General features: G+C 69.5%; 15 protein-coding genes. 10 read left to right on the top strand and 5 right to left on the bottom strand.

The annotated features are described in order from the left end of the window. Positions 1–212: 212 nt before the first annotated feature. A complete protein-coding gene (locus AC07BS_RS01890) occupies positions 213–824 on the top strand; it encodes a hypothetical protein (protein ID WP_478638567.1) in 612 nt (203 codons plus the stop codon). 31 nt (positions 825–855) lie between these two features. On the opposite strand, the gene AC07BS_RS01885 is transcribed toward AC07BS_RS01890, so the two are convergent. Beyond that, positions 856–1842 carry a LysR family transcriptional regulator gene (locus AC07BS_RS01885; protein WP_478929431.1) on the bottom strand — a complete coding sequence of 329 codons (987 nt, stop codon included), beginning with the start codon at positions 1840–1842 and terminating at the stop codon, positions 856–858. 144 nt (positions 1843–1986) lie between these two features. Between AC07BS_RS01885 and AC07BS_RS01880 the strand changes: the two genes are divergently transcribed. The 7 genes from AC07BS_RS01880 to AC07BS_RS01850 all read left to right on the top strand — a co-directional run bounded on the left by AC07BS_RS01880 (position 1987) and on the right by AC07BS_RS01850 (position 10509). After that, positions 1987–2421: a nuclear transport factor 2 family protein gene (locus tag AC07BS_RS01880; protein WP_478929429.1), complete on the top strand. Its 435-nt coding sequence runs from the start codon at positions 1987–1989 to the stop codon at positions 2419–2421. Positions 2422–2751: 330 nt separating this feature from the next. Further along, positions 2752–3402 carry a hypothetical protein gene (locus tag AC07BS_RS01875; protein ID WP_478929427.1) on the top strand — a complete coding sequence of 217 codons (651 nt, stop codon included), beginning with the start codon at positions 2752–2754 and terminating at the stop codon, positions 3400–3402. Between the two features lie 699 nt (positions 3403–4101). Further along, positions 4102–5460: a cytochrome P450 gene (locus AC07BS_RS01870; RefSeq protein WP_478929425.1), complete on the top strand. Its 1359-nt coding sequence runs from the start codon at positions 4102–4104 to the stop codon at positions 5458–5460. Between the two features lie 31 nt (positions 5461–5491). Beyond that, positions 5492–6493, top strand: a complete 1002-nt coding sequence (locus AC07BS_RS01865) for a terpene synthase family protein (protein ID WP_478929423.1) — start codon at positions 5492–5494, stop codon at positions 6491–6493. Positions 6494–6569: 76 nt separating this feature from the next. Beyond that, a complete protein-coding gene (locus tag AC07BS_RS01860; RefSeq protein ID WP_478929421.1) occupies positions 6570–7769 on the top strand; it encodes a cytochrome P450 in 1200 nt (399 codons plus the stop codon). An 84-nt stretch (positions 7770–7853) separates the two neighbouring features. Next, positions 7854–9293 (top strand): pyridoxal phosphate-dependent decarboxylase family protein, encoded by a 1440-nt coding sequence (locus tag AC07BS_RS01855; RefSeq protein WP_478929419.1) that lies wholly within the window; start codon positions 7854–7856, stop codon positions 9291–9293. A gap of 193 nt (positions 9294–9486) precedes the next feature. Then, positions 9487–10509: a hypothetical protein gene (locus tag AC07BS_RS01850; protein WP_478929417.1), complete on the top strand. Its 1023-nt coding sequence runs from the start codon at positions 9487–9489 to the stop codon at positions 10507–10509. Between the two features lie 86 nt (positions 10510–10595). Here AC07BS_RS01850 and AC07BS_RS01845 read toward each other — a convergent pair whose 3' ends face one another. Next, positions 10596–11741: an RNA polymerase sigma factor gene (locus tag AC07BS_RS01845; RefSeq protein WP_478638584.1), complete on the bottom strand. Its 1146-nt coding sequence runs from the start codon at positions 11739–11741 to the stop codon at positions 10596–10598. Then, entirely contained in the window at positions 11741–12157 is a 417-nt protein-coding gene (locus tag AC07BS_RS01840) for a YciI family protein (protein WP_478638586.1), read from the bottom strand. Before AC07BS_RS01840 ends, AC07BS_RS01845 begins: the two co-directional genes overlap by 1 nt. A 205-nt stretch (positions 12158–12362) precedes the next feature. Between AC07BS_RS01840 and AC07BS_RS01835 the strand changes: the two genes are divergently transcribed. After that, a complete protein-coding gene (locus tag AC07BS_RS01835; protein WP_478929415.1) occupies positions 12363–12827 on the top strand; it encodes a nitroreductase family deazaflavin-dependent oxidoreductase in 465 nt (154 codons plus the stop codon). Between the two features lie 11 nt (positions 12828–12838). Here AC07BS_RS01835 and AC07BS_RS01830 read toward each other — a convergent pair whose 3' ends face one another. Both AC07BS_RS01830 and AC07BS_RS01825 read right to left on the bottom strand, forming a co-directional pair. Continuing rightward, positions 12839–14359 (bottom strand): M20/M25/M40 family metallo-hydrolase, encoded by a 1521-nt coding sequence (locus AC07BS_RS01830; protein WP_478929413.1) that lies wholly within the window; start codon positions 14357–14359, stop codon positions 12839–12841. Positions 14360–14420: 61 nt separating this feature from the next. Continuing rightward, on the bottom strand, positions 14421–16622 hold the full coding sequence (locus AC07BS_RS01825; protein ID WP_478929411.1) for a hypothetical protein: 2202 nt from the start codon (positions 16620–16622) through the stop codon (positions 14421–14423). Positions 16623–16901: 279 nt separating this feature from the next. Here AC07BS_RS01825 and AC07BS_RS01820 point away from each other — a divergent pair, with 279 nt between their 5' ends. Continuing rightward, the gene (locus AC07BS_RS01820; RefSeq protein WP_478929409.1) at positions 16902–17483 is read left to right on the top strand and encodes a hypothetical protein; all 582 of its coding nucleotides are present in this window, start codon (positions 16902–16904) and stop codon (positions 17481–17483) included. The last annotated feature ends 80 nt before the right edge of the window (positions 17484–17563 follow it).

Raw genomic sequence — 17563 nt, 5'->3', positions numbered from 1 at the left:
GCCTCTCCTTGTCACCCTAACCCCGGCCTGGCGGTTCCCGGCCCGTCCGGCCGTGGTCACCTGATCGCGGCTGCCGGCCGGTCGACCTGGAGGTGGAGGGCGGGCTCGCCCGTGCGGCGGAGGCGGGTCCGTTCTCGCGGGTGATGATCGGAAGCGACACGGCGGCCAGGATGGATCACGTCGAAACAGCGAACAACTCCCCAGGAGCCAAGGTGTTTTCCTCCCGCCACAAGACCGCTGCCGTGCTCGCCGCCCTCGCCGTGACCGTCACTCTGGCCGGTGTCTCCACCGCTTCCGCCGCCCACCATGAGGCGCGCGAACCCGCGGTGGCGAGCGTGACCGGGAGCGCGACGTTCGAGCTCCCCTACTGGAAGGACGAGGACGTCCGCTCGTTCAGCTTCGACGCGCACGGCGCCCCGTACACCCACTCCGTGCCGCGGGCGCCCCAGGGTATGCCCTTCGACGCCGAGGGCACGGTCAAGGTCTCGCACCACTTCGCCGACCGGAACGTCACCCACACCGCCGAGGGCCGGGTGGACTGCCTGGTCACCTCGCCGCACACCGCGACCCTGACGGCGGTCATCACCAAGGTCAGCCCCGGTGGGCCGGACTGGCTGGGCAAGCGGATCGGCTTCAGCGTCCACGACGGCGGCAAGGGCGAGCGTGACCGGGTCGGCTTCTCCTGGAACGGCCTGAACCGGGACGACAAGGGTGAGGACCTCCCCGTCGGCACCTGCATGGCCCCCGCGCCCTACGCTCCCGTCGTCAAGGGCGGCTACACCGTCAAGCACGCCGAGCTGCCGTCGCCCCCGTGGAAGAAGTGACCGCACGGAACATTCCGGGCGTACGAGAACCTCAGGAGCTGTTGTCAGCCGTGCTGAGCCCCGGCTCGGAGCGATCCACCAGTTTCGCGTGGTCGGTCTCGGGGAGCCAGTCACGCTGCGGCGAGTAGTCCAGCCAGCGCCGGGTGCGGCCGGCTTCGGCGAAGCCGCGCAGCAGGGTGTCGAGCAGCGGGTGGCGGTAGGACTCGCGCCAGGCCAGCGACCACGCGTACAGCGGGGTCGGCTCGACGAGTGGGATGGAGCGCAGACCGGCGTGGTCGGGCAGCGGCGCGTCGGCGGGGAAGAGGGTGAAGCATGTGGCGTCGGTGCGGATGTGCTGGGCGAGGTGGTCCAGCCCCAGGTTGGGGCCGTCCTGGCGCCGGGTGATCCGGAATTCGTCGGCGAAGCGGCGGAGGAAGTCCAGGCGGGTCAGTTCGGCCGGGCACCACAGGGTGCTGTCGCGCAGGTCGGCCGGGCGTAGTGCGTCGGCGCCGGCCAGCGGGTGAGACGGGCCGACCACCGCGTCGACGGGTTCCAGCCGCACGAGCCGTTGGGTGAGTTCCGTGCCGCGACCGCCCGGCAGCGGATGCACCCGGCCGAAGCCCAGGTCGGTGTCGCCGCGCAGCAGTGCTTGGGCGACCGAGGGCCAGTCGCGGCCCGGGCCGGGCTCCAGCCTCACCGGGCCGAGCTCCCGCACCGCCTGGGCGACGGTGCGCAGCGGCGTGTACAGGTGCCCCCACGTGTCGACGCGTACGACCGGCCCGGCGCCGGTGACCGCCGCGAGCGCGCGCTCGCCCGCCGCGAGCGCCTCGCGGGCGGCCGGCAGGAACCGCTCGCCCGCGTCGGTCAGCCTGACGCCACCCTCGCGCTCGAACAGACGGACGGCCAGCAGCTCCTCCAGGCGCGCGATGCGCTTGGACAGCGCCTGCTGGCTGGTGTTCAGCTCCTCGGCGGCCCGGCCGAAGTGCAGCGTCCCGGCGGTCGTGGCGAACGCGCGGACCTGGGCAAGGTCAAGATCCATGCCGCTGACCCTATGCGACAGCCGCTCGTTGTCGGCCAGGTGGATTCGTTGTTGGCCGGGCCACGACCCCGCACGGTCAGATGTTCCCGAGCGCCGCACCAGGCCGAACGACCGGGAAACACCCACCACCGAAGGAGTGCGACCATGACCGGCACCGACCCCAGGACCATCGTCATCCGCTACGTCGAGGCCGTCCGCGACGGCGACGCCGACGTCATCCACGACAGCTTCGCCGAGGACGCGACCTGGCACTACCCGGGCGACCTGCCCATCTCCACGGTGTGGCGCGGCCGCGACGCGATCATCAACGACTTCCTGGGCGGCATGGGACCGCTCCTCGTCCCCGGCAGCATGGAGGTCGAACTGGTCAGCACGATCGCCGAAGGCGACCGCGTGGTCGCCGAATGGACCTCGAGGGCCGAGACCGTCCACGGCGGCATGTACGACAACCGCTGCATCGGCATCTATACCGTCCGCGACGGAAAGATCACCTCCGTCATCGAATACGCCGACACCCGGCACGTGGCCGCGGCCCTCTTCCCGGACCTCGGCACCCACCGGACCACCGACACCGAGTGAGCCGTGCCCGGCCGGACGAAGCACCCGTCCCACCTGGCTCGGCAAGGCCCTCACCTACTCGTCACTCCACAACCTGGCCGACGACCGGTGGTCGCGCAGGCAGCGGCGGCGGCGTCCGGGGCGACCGGCAAGCACACCGGCGGGTCCTTGCAGTACGAACGTGCCGCGGAACGCTCCGACGCGCCCCTCAACACGCCCGCGCATGCGCCCCCGCGCTTCCGCGGGGTGTTCCCCGGTGCTTGTCTCCCCGCCCCGCGCCCACTGGAATGCACAGCGACGGAACGCTCCACTCCGACCACCGCGAGAGGTGTGAGTCACGACGTGATCCACATGACCGAAACGCTGGCCGTGCACACCATCGAGGGGTTCCTCACCCCGGACGAGACCTCCCACGTCATCAAGACGCTGGACGAGCACCTCGACGCGACGGGATGGGTTCCCACGCGACCCAGCGATGGCATGACGCCACCCGAGGAAGTGCAGGACATCCTCGACGACGCCGTCGAACGGGCCCTGCCTGCCATCCGACGGGTCTTCCCCTCCATCGCCGGTGCCACGCCGTGGGACTACCACGACCTCGGCCCCGGGGACGAGATAGCGCCGCACCTACATGGCGTGGACGACCCCTACGCGCGGCCACAACGGGTCGCGCGGGTGGCCTTCCACCTCCAGGAGGCGGAGCACGGCGGAGAGTTCTTCGTCGACACCTCCTCCTCCGAAGCCCTGTGGACCGACCGCACCGCCGAACCGGGCAGCGGCTTCCTGCCGGGCACCCGGTTCGCCCGCGAGATCTCGCACCACGCGCCACCCGAGGCCCTGGCCGCGCTACAGCGCCTCCCCCGCACCCGCTGGACCAGCGCACCGCCCGCCGGGACCGCTGTGGTCTACGGCGCGCAGCTCGTACATGGCGTGCAGCCGGTGATCGAAGGGCGGCTGCGCAAGCTCATCACCAACCTGCTTGACACGCCTCCCCGTTGGTGACCTGAGTCAGAGTTTCTTCACCGGCTCCCTGGCGGCCCGACCTTCGGGCCGCCGCTGCGCTTCGCGGCCGGTACCTCCATCGCCTCCCGGCATATCACCGCCCGCCCGGCGGGCTACGGGAACGAGCCCGGGAAGCCGTACGCCGCCGACCCGAGCCGGCAGTCGTCGACTCCTGAGAGGCGGCCCAGGAGGCCACCCACCCCTCCACGATCGGGCGCTGAGCGATCCGGCGGAGTAGAGCGCTGATCCCCGCTCGATGCCCGAGACTCGGCATCCGAGCCTTCGCCCAACCCGAACAACGGAGGGTCGGCGGCACACTTCACCGCATCCATTGAGGCCGATTCGTTCGGATCATCTGTGCGTTCTCGGGCGTCCTCGACCAGATCCACCGCTCCCGCTGCGCGCCAGGAAGCCGGTGCACAGATGACGGCCGCGCAGGACCATCGAGCGCGGCTCGCCCGTCCCGGTCGCCCTCCAGCGGCTCCCATCGGTCCAGCAGCTCCGCGTGGGCCCGCCGGAGAAGCCGGTACTTCCGAAGGAATTCACATCCCTCGGCTCAAGATCTCTCCGCCGAGCATTTTCAGCCGGGCCCTTGACCTCTCCGAAGGTGGCGGACAATGATCACGGTGCGCCGCGCGCGAGAGAACTTTCCAGAGGCGAGCAACTTTTCGTTCTCACACTTCAGGGAGGTGCAGGGCTGTGCGTTCCATCACCGCTCCCGTGGCGGCCCCCGTCGCATCGGGCCGCTTTCCCCTACTCGGCCACCTTCCGCAGTTGGCCGTCAAGCGGGTGGGCTTCCTGCAATCGGTCAGGGCGCAGGGCGACATCGTCAGGATATTCCTGGGGAATCGGCCGGTGTTCGTCCTGAACTCACCGGAGGCCGTACACGCCGTTCTTGTGACGGAGAGCAGGAAGTTCGGCAAAGGGCTGCTGTTCGACATCGCGCGGCCTTTCATCGGGAACGGCATCATCACCTCCGAGCGGGATGTCCACCGGCGTCAACGGCGCGCTCTTCAGCCGGCTTTTCACCGTGACAGCATCGCCGCGTGCGTCGGCACGATGACGGACATCGCCGAGGAACAGGTGTCGTCCTGGAACCCGGGCGAGGTGATCGCCATGGATCTGGTGATGCGCCGGATGATGACGGTCATGCTCGTCGCGACCCTGTTCAGCACCGAACGCCCGGACGGCGCCGCCGCCGTGGCCGAGCTGGGGGAACGGGTCTCCGAGCACCTGACCACGGTGATGCGCGGGGTCTTCGTGGGCACCGTCCTGCCCGAGCCGATCGCGTCCTCGCCCGCGCTGGGGCACCGCGGGTTCCTGTCCGCGGCCGCGGCACTGCGCGAACTCGCCGACACCGCCGTGCGGCAGGCTCGGCAGGAACCTGCCGACCGCGGCGATCTGCTGTCGATCATGTTCGCCGGCACCCCCGGGAATCCGCGGGGGATGACCGACGTGGAGGCCCGCGACGAGCTGCTGTCCATGCTCATGGCCGGCGCCGAAACCACGTCGACCACCTTGTCCTGGGCGCTGCACGAACTGGGCCGACGACCGGAGATCACCGAACGGATCAAAGCCGAGTGTGATGCGCTGCCCGTCGGAGCACTGCCCGGCGCGGCGACGCTTCCTTTCACCGACCGATTCCTCCGGGAGGTGCTCCGCCTCCACCAGCCCAACTGGCTGCTCATGCGGCGTGCCCTGGAGCCGGTGCGGATCTTCGGCGTCGAGATCCCGCAGGGGGCCGAGCTGATCTACAGCGCGGTGACGATGCACCGGGACCCGGCCTACTTCCCGGATCCCCTGCGGTTCGACCCGGACCGGTGGCTCAGCCGCGCCGAGAAGGATCTTCCACCCGGAGCCTACGTTCCGTTCGCCCTCGGCAACCGGAAGTGCATCGGGGACCACTTCGCGATGACCGAGATGCTGGTCGTCCTCCGCTCGATCGTCTCGCGGTGGCGACCGCGGCCGGTCGAGGGGCACCGGGTCCGGCCGGTGGTCCACGCGCTGATCCGGCCCAACGCGCTGCCCATGCGCGTCTCACGCTGGCCGACCGGCTGAACCGGCCCCGCTCCTGGAGGTGCGCCACACCATGGCATCGAGCACAAAGCCTTCCGCGCCCGAGGTCGGTTCCCTGGCCGAGGACGACCACGCTCCCCCGACTCCGGTCCCCATCCCCTTCCCCCGCCGGATCAGCCCGGACTTCCGAGCCGCCCACGACCGCCACCTCGCCTGGCCGAAGTCCTTCGGCTTCCTCTCCTCGGAAGCAGCGGAGGCCCACCACCTCAAGGGACAGTTCCCGCTGATCGCGGCCATGTTCTACCCGAACGCGACCGGAAGCGAACTGGACCTCGGAGTCGACCAGCAGAGCTGGTACTTCCTGTTCGACGACGCACTCGACGAACAGTGGGGCCGATCGCCCGAGCGGGTCCACCACCTCGTCGAACTGGTCAAAGAGGGCACCACCGGCGAGGCACCCCCGTTGCCGTTGGCCAGTGCCTTCGCCGACATGCGACGCCGCAGCTGCCAGGACATGCCCGAGGAATGGATCCGACGATCGGCGGCCCACTGGTCCTGCTACCTCGACCACCACGTCCACGAGGCGCGCAGCCGGCAGGCCGACACCCCCATGTCCCTTGGCACATATCTGCGCGTCCGGCGCCACACCATAGGTGTGGCACCGGTCATCGACCTCGCCGAGCGTCTGTCCTCGTGCGTCCTCCCGGACCACCTGTACGCGCTGCCGCACCTGTCGGTCATGCGCGAGATGACGAAGACGTTCATCATCTGCGACAACGACATCGTCTCCCTGGAGAAGGACGCGGCACTGGGAGAGCGGAACAACCTCGTGCTCTGCCTGGAACGCACACACGGACTCTCCCGGCCGGAAGCGACACGAAGGGTCCTCCGCCGCCAGAGCGAAGCCCTGGAACTGTTCATCAGCGCCCAGCGCGTCCTTCTCGGCGCGACAGCGACGAGCCATCTCGACCGGGCCGAACGCGACCTGCTGCGGCGCTACTGCACGGAGGCTCTGCAAACCACCATCCGCGGCGCCCACGACTGGCACCACGCCTCCACCCGCTACCGCGTGTAGGCCGGCGCCCGCCATCGCCACAAGACGGCGTTCCCAAGTTCGACACAGCTATCGACACAGCTGAGGAGCACGCACCATGCCCGATCACCGCTCAGCGTCCTTCGTAGCCTCCGAGCGGGACCGCACCTGCCCGTTCGACCCGTCGCCGGACCTCCTCCGCATGCGTGAGGAGGACGGTCTGCCGCGGCTGCGCGTCGTCCACCCGGTGCGCGGCGAGATCGACGCCGTCGTCCTCACCAGATACGCCGACGTCCGGGCCGCCTTCGCGGACCAGCGCCTGGTGACGGGCAACGGCATCGACCCCACCCTGCCGCGCACCCTGTACAACCACCCCGGCTTCCTGCCCGCCTACAGCGGTCCGGAGCACACCCGCCTCCGCCGCATGCTCACCGGCAGCTTCACCGTGCGTCAGGTCGAGCGACTGCGGCCCGCGTTGGAGGCGACAGTCTCCGACCACCTCGACGCGATGGCGGAACACGGGCCCGTGGTCGACCTGGTCGAGGCGTTCGCCCTGCCCATCCCCTCACTGGCGATCTGCGAACTGCTCGACGTCCCGTACGGGACACGGTCCATGTTCCAGCGCTGTTCCCAGGTGATCATGGACGGGACGACCGACGCCGACCGTCTGCTGGCCGCCTCGGCCGAACTGAACGCGGCCATGGCGGACATCGTCGCCCGCAACCGGGCCACCCCCGGGGACGGGGTGCTGGGCACGGTGGTGCGGCAGCACGGCACGGAGCTCACCGACGACGAACTCATCGGATTCGGAACCACCCTCCTCGTCGGGGGACACGAGACCACGGCGACCATGCTTGCCCTGAGCGTGCTGGCCCTGCTCCGCGATCCGGACCAACTCGCCGCCCTCCGTGACGACCCCACGGTCACCGACACAGCCGTGGAGGAACTCCTGCGCCATCTCGCCATCCCCGCACCACTCCTGCGCACGGCCATGGCCGATATCGACCTCAACGGCAACAGGATCGCCGCGGGCGAGCACGTACTGCTCTCTCCCCTGACCGCGAACCGAGACTCCGACCTCGTCCCCGAGCGACCCGACGACCTCGACCTCCGCCGCCGCCCGGTCGCCCAGCTGTCCTTCGGCTTCGGCGCCCACCAGTGCCTGGGCCAGCAACTGGCCCGACTGGAACTGAGGACCGCCCTGCCGGCCCTGCTCCGCCGCTTCCCCACCCTCCGGCTCGCCGTCCCCGAAGCCGACCTCCGCTTCCGCCAGGGCTCGACGGTCTACGGCGTCGAGGCGCTCCCGGTCACCTGGTGACCGGTCGGCCACCGGAAGCACTGCCCCATGATGGTGAGCGGAGTCACCGTCACATCGTGTGAGATGTGAGTGATCCTATGTGTCATGAACATCCATCGCGCCTCGCCGCTGGAACCCGACCGAGACACGATGGTCGACATGGCGAACCTGGTGACACAACAGGTCGCCACCTTCCTCACGGCACTGGACCGACGGCCGACGCACGACATGACCGCTCCCGAGGTCGAGGAGCAACTGACGGCCTCCTTCCTGTCCGGGCCGCCGGAGAACGGTGCCCCCTTCGAGTCGCTCATGGACCGGCTCGGGGCAGCTGCCGAGAGCGCCATCGAATCCGCCGGTCCGCGGTTGATGGCCGTGTTACCCGGGGGCGGACTCTATTCGTCGGCACTCGCCGAGTTCTTCACCAGGGCCCTCAACCGCTACGGCACCCTCGCCGCCGCGGCACCCGCCCTGACCGCCATGGAGGAAGGTGTCCTGCGCTGGATGGCCCAGGACGTGTGCGGGCTTCCGCCCGGCAGTTCGGGAATCCTCACCACCGGCGGGTCCATGGCCAACCTCTCCGCCGTGGTGACGGCCCGTCATGACCGACTGGGAGAGGACATCGGGCGGGGCACCCTCTACGTCAGCGAACAGGCGCACTACTCCGTCGCGAAGGCTGCCCGTATCGCCGGGATCCGGCAGCAGAACGTTCGCGTCATACCGGTCACCGAAAACCTGACGATGGACCTCGGCGTGGCCGCCGAACGGATACGTGCCGACCGCCGTGCGGGATTGCGTCCGTTCCTGCTGGTCGCGACAGCGGGAACCACGGACACCGGGGCCATCGATCCGCTGACGGAGGCGGGCGACCTGGCTGATCGCGAAGATCTCTGGTTCCACGTGGACGCGGCCTACGGGGGCTTCTTCCGGCTCACCGCACGCGGCCGCGAGCGCACGGCGGGCATCGAGCGGGCGGACTCCGTGACCCTGGATCCCCACAAAGCCCTGTTCCTGCCGTTCGGCACCGGTGCCCTCGTCGTCCGGGAACCGGCCCGCCTGCATGCCGCGCACGAAGGTTCCGCCCCCGCCCTGCAGGACGTCGGCGCGTCCGACACCCTTCCGGACTACGCGCAACGGGGAATCGAGCTGAGCAGGGAGAACCGGGGGGTGAGGGTATGGCTCCCGCTGCACCTCCATGGGCTGTCCGCCTTTCGCGACGCGCTCGACGAAAAGCTCGACCTCGCGGAGCACATCCACAGCAGGCTGAGTGCCATTCAGTGTCTCGATGTCCCCTGGCAGCCCGAGTTGACCGCTGTCGCCTTCGCGGTCCGGCCGAGGCATCCCGGGGAGACGGCACGACGTGATGCCGAGGCCGCCACCCGGCAGCTCCTCGACAGGATCAACTCCGACGGCCGTGCGATGGTGCACAGCACCACCATCGGGGGACGGCAGCTGATCCGCATCTGCGTGCTCGCGCATCGCACGCACAAGGAACACGTGGACGAAGTACTCGACGCGATCACCGCCGGGACCGCCGAGCCGTGAGCTCGAGCGTCATCGAGAACAACTGCGCGCGAAACACCGGCCCCGAAGAGGGCGGTGTCGACACACACGGAAAGTCAAGCAAGTCATGGCACCTCGATATGCAATCTTCGATGCGAGCGACCAGTCATTCGGTGAGTTCATATGCCACCAGTGGGAAACCGCCGCAAGCGCACTTCGCCTTCCTCATGAGGGCATGAGGCAGATGGAATCAATTCTCCGCGAGGTCCTTGCCGAGTGGTTCGACACGCCCATCGGACACGAATGCCAAATGCCCTCGTACGTTGCCGCGGACGGCTTCCCGGCCGAATTCTCGATCAACTGGTCAGGAGCCCAACCGGAGCTCCGGATCCTCTTCGACGCCGGATTCTGCTCATCCCGGCCCAGCGAATCGGCCATGGAGGTGTCGCGGAAACTCGCGAGCCGGCCGGGCGTCGGTCTCGACCGGTACCTGAGTGTCGAGGACCTTTTCCTCGGCGACGCCGGCCACGAGCCCGCGCCCCTGTGGCATGCGATGGCCTGGCGCCCTGGTGAGGGGCTCGTCTTCAAGGCGTACTTCGGGCTCTACCGATGGGATCACCGATGGCGTGAGGCCGTGATCGGGCAAGCCATGGAGCGGCTGGGCATGGGCTCCGCATGGGCGAACACGGTGCGATCGCAAGGCCTGGTCCCCGGCGACAGGGAGCTCGAGTTCTTCGCCCTGGACCTGTCCCACGGACCCAAGGCACGAGCCAAGATCTATTACCGCAATCGCGTCGTGGACCTGGAAACGGTCAATGCTTTCGCCTCGACAGCACGGGCCCACGATCCGCTGCACGCGTCGAAGGCGTTCGGCATACTCGCCGGTCCGGACAGGAAGGACGCGGGTGAGTCGGCGTGGACGTGCCTGGCGTTCCGGGGCGGCGCGGACCGGGCGGACGAGGCGACCACCTACCTGCGGATGCCGGATCTTTGTGAAGACGAACGGGAGGTGGTCCGTCGCGTAGAAACGGTTCTCCTCGATGAGGGCGTGCCCACGGGTCCCTACCGGACTCTTATCAATTCGCTGGCGCCCAAAGCACTGGATTCGTTCACGGGCCTTCAGGAGCTCGTCAGCTACCGAACGGGGCGCGGCCGCGGCGACGTCACGACCTATCTGCGCTTCTCGGTCTACCCGGGCCCTTGCCCCGAGGACCACGCGTTCCAACAGGTCGGCGCGACAGCGTCCCCGAACCCGTGAGCCGCGCGGCCTTCCTTCCTCTTCGGCCGGATGCCCACCGGCGGATCACGCCGGGCGGGGCGGTGGATCCGGCTGAGCGCGACCAGTCAGCGATCCCGGCGGGCGTTGAGTCGGGCGGCCTGGCGTGTCAGGTGGTCGCGCTCGGCGAGATTGGGTGCCTTGTGGGCCGCCTCGGCGTACAGCCGTGCCGCCGTCGCCAGGTCACCGTCACGCTCATGGAGGTACGCGGCCACCGCGGCGTAACGGGGTAGTGAGGCGTCCAGCGTCGCGAGTGCCGCCAGGCCGGCGCGCGGCCCGTCGGCCTCGCCGACGGCCACGGCGCGGTTGAGCCGGACGACGGGGTTGTCGGTCAGGCGCGTGAGCTCGTCGTACCACTCGACGATCTGCGTCCAGTCTGTCTCCTCCGCGGTGGGCGCGTCGGCGTGGAGGGCTGCGATGGCGGCCTGCGCCTGGAACTCGCCCAGCCGGTCGCGGGCGAGGGCCGCCTGGAGGATCGCGATGCCCTCGGTGATCGCCTCGGTGTCCCATCGGCCGCGGTCCTGTTCGGCGAGGGGTACCAGGCTGCCGTCGGGCGCGGTCCGGGCGGCGCGCCGGGCGTGGTGGAGCAGCATGAGGGCGAGCAGCCCCGCCGCCTCGGGGTGGTCGACCCGGGCCGCGAGCTGCCGGGTGAGCCGGATGGCCTCGGCGGCGAGGTCGACGTCGCCGGAGTAGCCCTCGTTGAAGACCAGGTAGAGGACGCGCAGCACGGTGGCGACGTCGCCGGGCTGATCGAACCGTATGCCGGCCACGGTGCGCTTGGCCCGGCTGATGCGCTGTGCCATGGTCGCCTCGGGTACCAGGTAGGCCTGGGCGATCTGGCGGGTGGTGAGCCCGCCGACGGCACGCAGGGTGAGCGCGACCGCGGACGACGGCGTCAGCGAGGGGTGGGCGCACAGGAAGTAGAGCTGGAGCGTGTCGTCCACCGCGGGCGTGGGCCCGGGTGCCGGCTCCTGGTCGACGAGGTCCTCACGCCGATGGCGGGCGGCGTTCGCGCGGGCCTGGTCGAGGAACTTGCGCCAGGCGACGGTGATCAGCCAGCCCTTCGCGTCCCGTGGGGGGTCGCTGGGCCAGAGGCGGACCGCCTCGATGAGCGCGTCCTGCACGGCGTCCTCGGCCGCCGCGAAGTCGGCTCCGCGGCGGACGAGGACGGCGAGAACGTTCGGGGTGAGGCTGCGGAGCAGGGCCTCGTCCATCAATGGAAGCACTCCGTGATGGTGGGCGGCGCGGTCAGGAACGGGCGCACCTCGAGCCACTCGTGGATGGGCTTGCCGCCGGCGCCGGGGGCGGCCGACAGTTCCCCGGCCAGCTCGACGGCGCGCTCGTAGGTGTCGACGTCGATCACCATCCAGCCGGCGATGAGGTCCTTGGTCTCGGCGAACGGGCCGTCGGTGACCGGTGGGCGCCCCTCGCCGTCGTAGCGGACCCACATCCCCTCGGGGGCGAGCGCCTGACCGTCGACGAACTCGCCGGTCTTCTCGAGCCGGGCCGCGAAGTCGTTCATGTACTGCACGTGCGCCGAGATCTCCTGCGGCGTCCACTGGTCCATCGGCACGTCGTTGACCGCGGCCGGGGCGCCGCGGTAGTGCTTGAGCAGCAAGTACTTGGCCATCGTGTTCCTCCTCGCTGGTGCGACCCATTGTGGTCGCGTTCATTGCGGGGACGGAGCCGGTCACAGGTTCTCGACATCGCCGTCCGAATTTTTTGGGATCTCGTGGATGAGCCCGGGTGAGCCGGGGGAACGGCGGTCTCGTCTCCACAGGAGGCTTGTGCTGAACTGTGCGACACAGTCCGTAAGCGACAAGGGGGTGCCCGCGATGCCTCTTGAGGGCGAGTACGAGCCGAGTCCGGCGCAGTGGGTCCGCGAACAGGTCGAGCTGTACGAGAGCTCGGGCGGCACGCAGGGGACGACGCTGTGGGACACGGGCCTTCCGGTCGTCATTCTCACGACGCGCGGCGCGAAGAGCGGCAAGATTCGCAAGATTCCACTGATGCGCGTGGAGCACGAGGGGCGGTATGCGGCCGTGGCCTCGAAGGGCGGTTTCCCGCGTCACCCGGTCTGGTACTTCAACCTCAAGTCCGATCCGCACGTGGAGCTCCAGGACGGCTCGACGCTCCAGGACATGACGGCCCGCGAGATCAGCGGGGAGGAGAAGGCCCGGTGGTGGGAGCGTGCGGTCGCCGCCTACCCGCCGTACGCCGAGTACCAAGAGGCGACCGACCGTGTGATCCCCGTCTTCGTGCTGGAACCCATGTTCGAGGTAGGGCCGTCGGACGCCTGACGACACCGCCCCTACCCCTCCGGTCCCGCCGGCCCGGGAGCCACGTCACGGCGGCCCACGTTGTTGTCGAACCGGACCAGGATGTCGGGGTCGATCTCGCCCGGGTAGACATCGGGAAGGGCGTGGTCGGAGGGGGCCGACGCGATCGCGAACATGACTTCGTGATCCGTGGTCTGGGGTGTCCATACGAACGGCCCGACGCGCACCGAGCCGCCGGGTGGGATCATCTGGCCGATCACCAGGGTGCCGATCTGCTGGAAGCCGGTCGGCCAGATCGTCCCCGCGACCTGCTCACATCGGTAGGCGCGGACCCGGGCGACGCCACCGTCCACGGCGGCCGTCCCCCGGTTGTGCACGCGTACGTACAAACGGTTGGGCACACCGCTGACGGGCGCCTGGTGGCCGAGGTCGGGGTCGTCGCCGGCGCCGATGTCGCCGTTACGGACCCAGATGTCGGGAGACGGCCCGTCCGGCGCGGGGCTCGGCTGGGATCCGGTGTCGGCCAGGCTGTCCCGGATGTACAGGTCCACGGCCGTACCCGCTTCGTCGGTGACGTCCAGCGCTTCGGCGAGCAGGGTCGCCAGTACCGTCCTGGTGACGGCGGCGAGGTAGTCGTAGTCGAGGGTCTCCGGCTTGTCGGTCGTCCGGTGGTAGTGGGGGTTCCCCTCTCCTTCGTAGGCGCCGACCGTGACGTCGCCGCGGGCTTCGAAGGGCATGTAGTCGCTGTCATAGATGGGGCCGAGCCTGACGGGCAGCGTCGTATAGGACGCGGCGGCCTGCGCCATCACCGCGCCGAGGGCCACGGACGCGGCGTCGTTGCCCGGTACCGCGTTTCCCAGGTCGCGTTCCACCGTCACGGAACCGTCCGCCGGCGGCCGACCGATCATGTCGAGGTTGATGACCCGGTGGACATCGGCACCCGCGACGCGGAGCTCCGCGGCGTACGCCGTGGAACCCCACAACCCCTGCTCCTCTCCGGAGAAGGCCACGAAGCGGACCGTGGCGGAGAGGGCGACCGGCGCGAGCAGGCGTGCGATTTCGAGGATCGCCGCGACGCCACTGGCGTTGTCGTCGGCTCCTGGAGCGCGAGCGGTCGCGTCGTGCAGGTCTTCCATACGGCTGTCGTAGTGGGCGCACACGATGATGACGGGCGCGCCGCTGTCCGTCCCCGGCTTGGTGCAGACGACGTTGTCCGCGCTGTGGCCGGCGTGGGACCAGGTATGTCTGACGACGTCCGGGTATCCCGACGCCGTGAACCGGTCCGCTATGAGTGTGGCGGCCTCAGCGAGGTGCGGTGAGAACGTGTGCCGTGTGGGGATGGCCGCGAGTGCCTCCACCGTGTTCCGGAGCGCCTCGGCCGAGACCAGTTCGACGAGCGTCGCGATGAACTTGTCCGGCAGCGTACCGGCCCACTTGCGTGTGGCCGGCGTGACCCAGACGCCCGCGCTCGGTGGTCGGCGTTTGTCGGGGACGGCGAAGGCGTCGGGGAAGGCGAAGGTTCCGGGGATGGCGAGCGGCTGCCCGGCAGGCATACCGTTCCCCCGCGTCGCGGGCTGGCCATCGCCGCCCGGGGCGTTCTTCCGGCCCCTCCGTCTACGCGGCCACATCGCGCAGTCCCATGTTGTTGTCGAAACGAACGATCTTCTCGGCGGGCACCGGACCGTTGAGCGTGGCGGTGAGGGCCGGGTCCGGTGCGCCGTGCACAACCGCTGCCAGGAACGCGCCGTCCACCGACTCGGGCGTCCACCCCAAGGGCCCGACACGCAGCGCACCGCCGGCCGGGATCGGCTGGTCGATCAGCAGCGTGCCGATCGACTGGAAGTGCGTCGGCCAGATCATCCCGGAGTCCCCGTCGCACCGGAAGACTTCGAGCTGGAACGTTCCGGCCGAGACCGCCTGTGTTCCACGGTTGTGCACACGCACGTACACCTGGTTCGGTTGGCCGCTGACGGGCGTCTGGTGCCCGCCTTCGGGATCGTCGCCCGTGTCGGCGGCGTTGTTGCGGACCCAGATGTCGGGCGAGGTCATGTGCGCCCGCGCGCTCGGCAGGGCCCCGGTGTCGGCCGGGGTGTCCGCGACCCAGACGTCCACCTCGCGCCGCGCCCACAGCCCCTGGCCGGTGAAGGCCTCGTCCATCATCTTGCTGAACAGGCCTCCGGTGAGTGTCGTGTCCGCGGCGATGCAGCCCTGGGCCAGGCTGACGGCGTGCGCCGCCTCGGTGGACTGGTCGTCCGGCACGATGAGCAGCATCTCCATGATTGTTTTGATCATGGTGTCGGCCGCGGTCACTCTCTCGGCGGGGTCCGAGGAGTCCCCGCCCATGCCCAGGTAGCACCGCCACAGGGCCGTGCCGAGCATCGAGGCGCGGAGATCGTGTCCGTAGGTACTGAACTCCGCGTCGTCGAACCGCTCGGTGCGGTCGAGCCGGCGCTCCGAGCTCCACCGGTCGGTGGCGTTGTTGTCGAACGGGAACGTCTCGGTGCGCCTGTTCCCGGCGGGGTTGAAGCGGTCCCGGTAGATGGCGGGCAGGGCGTCGCAGATGCTGTGTTCGTAGGAGGACGATCCGCCGTGGTCCGCCCCGAGCCATTGGCAGACTCCGTGCGTGTATTCGTGGATGATGACGCCGAAGTCGGCGGCGTCCGGTGTGCCGCCCTCGCCGAAGCGGATCTTCGGGGGTGGCGTGGATCCGAACCACTGGCTGTTGTCAGCGCCGTCGAACGCCTGGGCGTCGATGTCGACCTTCGCCATGTTGGCGTTCAGCGTCGTGTTTCCCAGGCCGCGGAGATAGCGCGCGGCGGAGTCGAGCCAGTAGTAGGCGTTCACACTCAGAAAGGCGCGATTACTGGGAAAGGTGTTGTATTGGAATGCCGGCGTTGTTTCCTGCGGCTGCGCGAAGGTAGGGGTGTCCCAGTCCTTGCACCGGAACCAGTCGCCGTCGAGCCGGAATTTCCCGCCGGTGGCGGGAGCGATCTCGACCTGGACGTCGTGCCGGAAGGCGTCGAGCGTCGCCGCGCTGGTTCCGCCGTGCAGCGTGTCGCTGTCCGACTCCGTCACCGGGTCCGGTGAGAAGACCTTGAGGTCTGCTGTCACGTATTTGCTGGCGAGCGCGATCCAGAGCAGTTCGCCGGACACGGCATCCACGACGACGCGGAAGTGCTCGAAGGGTCCGGTGGTTTCCACCAGGAGGTCCCGGACGAGATGCAGTGCGCCGTCGGGCGGACTACCCTGCGCCAGCAGTTCGGTCGAGGCGCTGGGATAGTCGGTCGCCGGCAGGGCGGGCCGGGCGTCGTCCCGCAGGTAGACGAGGTCGTCCTTGACCACTTCCGCGGCTTCGAAGTCCCTCGCGAAGGGCGCGAGGGCCACTCCTTCGAGAACGTCGAGAGGGCGAGCGGCGTCCGGGCCGGGCGCCCCTGTCATATCGAGCTCGCCACCGTGGTCGACCTGAATGACGCCGGCCTGATTGACGTCGGCAACGGCCTGCAGGGTCGCTCCCGAGACGGGTATGCCGTCGTGGAACTGCTGGAACCGCACCCGCAGCGTCGCCGCGCCTTCACTCGCATCGACCTCGCGCAGATCGATTCCGCCGGATCTCATGTCGCCCTGGCGTGCCTTAATGAATTGTTCAATGGCTTTCCGGGCGGTCGGCGCACTCGTCAGCGTCGCTCCCGGATCGACGTATTTCCGCAGCACGCCCTCGGTATCGGTGTGCTCCCCCACGCCGGGAACCATCCGCAGTGGCTTCTCGGCTTCGGGTCCGGGCTGATTCCGCTGCTGATCGCCGTAGTGCTGGGCCATGATGATGCCCTCCTCAACACGCGTGGAGGGGAGACTCGCCGGGATAAAACGGCGACACCGGCCGCCGAGGGGCGCCCGTGAGCTCGCGATACACCCATGAACAGGCTAACGCGGGGCAGGCCGACCCGCGCCCCGGACAACGACGCTTCCAGCGGGCCGTTTGCCCGCGGCGTCGAGGGCCCGCGGCCGCTTCGACGCGAAGGTGGCCGGACTACGCGCGGCACCGGAGGGGGACTCATGTAAGGGAGCGTTGTGCGGCAAGGGGCGGAGGAGAACGGCATGGATTCCACGAGAACCACGGGTGCACAGCCCGCACCATCCGGCCGGAGGGCCTTCGCCGTGCGCGGCCTCGGCGTACTGGCCGGCCTCGTCGCCGTCGGGACGAGCGGCGCCGCGGCCCATGCGGCGCCTGCCCGGCGCGTCCGCGTCGAGGAGAACGGCTGGAGCTTCTGCGACCGCTGCTACGGCATGGTCCACCTGTACTTCGGGCTGGGCGTCGGCCGCTGCGCCGGCGCCAGTGCCGGTCACTATCTGGCCGGGTACTCCTTCATGATGCCCCACGACGTACCCGAGACAGCGAACGCGCAAGCCAACTGGCGCGCCTGCAAAAGGTGCTACGGCCTCTTCTTCTTCGGCTACCCGAGCGGCGGCTGGTGCCCGGCGGGCGGCTCCCACTACGCGGAGGGCTTCAACTACGTGCTGCCGCACGATGTGGTCGAGACCTCCAGGAGCCAGGCCTACTGGCGGTTCTGCGGCAAGTGCTTCGGCCTCTTCTTCTGGGGCTACCCCACCAAGGGCGCCTGCCCGGCGGGTGGCGCGCACGAGGCGGTCGGGTACAACTTCGTCATCCCGCACGCCTGAGGCGAGGCCCATGGACCGGCTCCGGGATCACGGGGCGCCGGGGCACCCGTGCGCCGGCGCATCTCCGACCTGCGGTGGAT

It is taken from the genome of Streptomyces sp. NPDC044063 (assembly GCF_056434285.1).
Note: the sequence above shows the minus strand (reverse complement) of the source record. Positions and strands in the feature narration are given on the sequence as shown.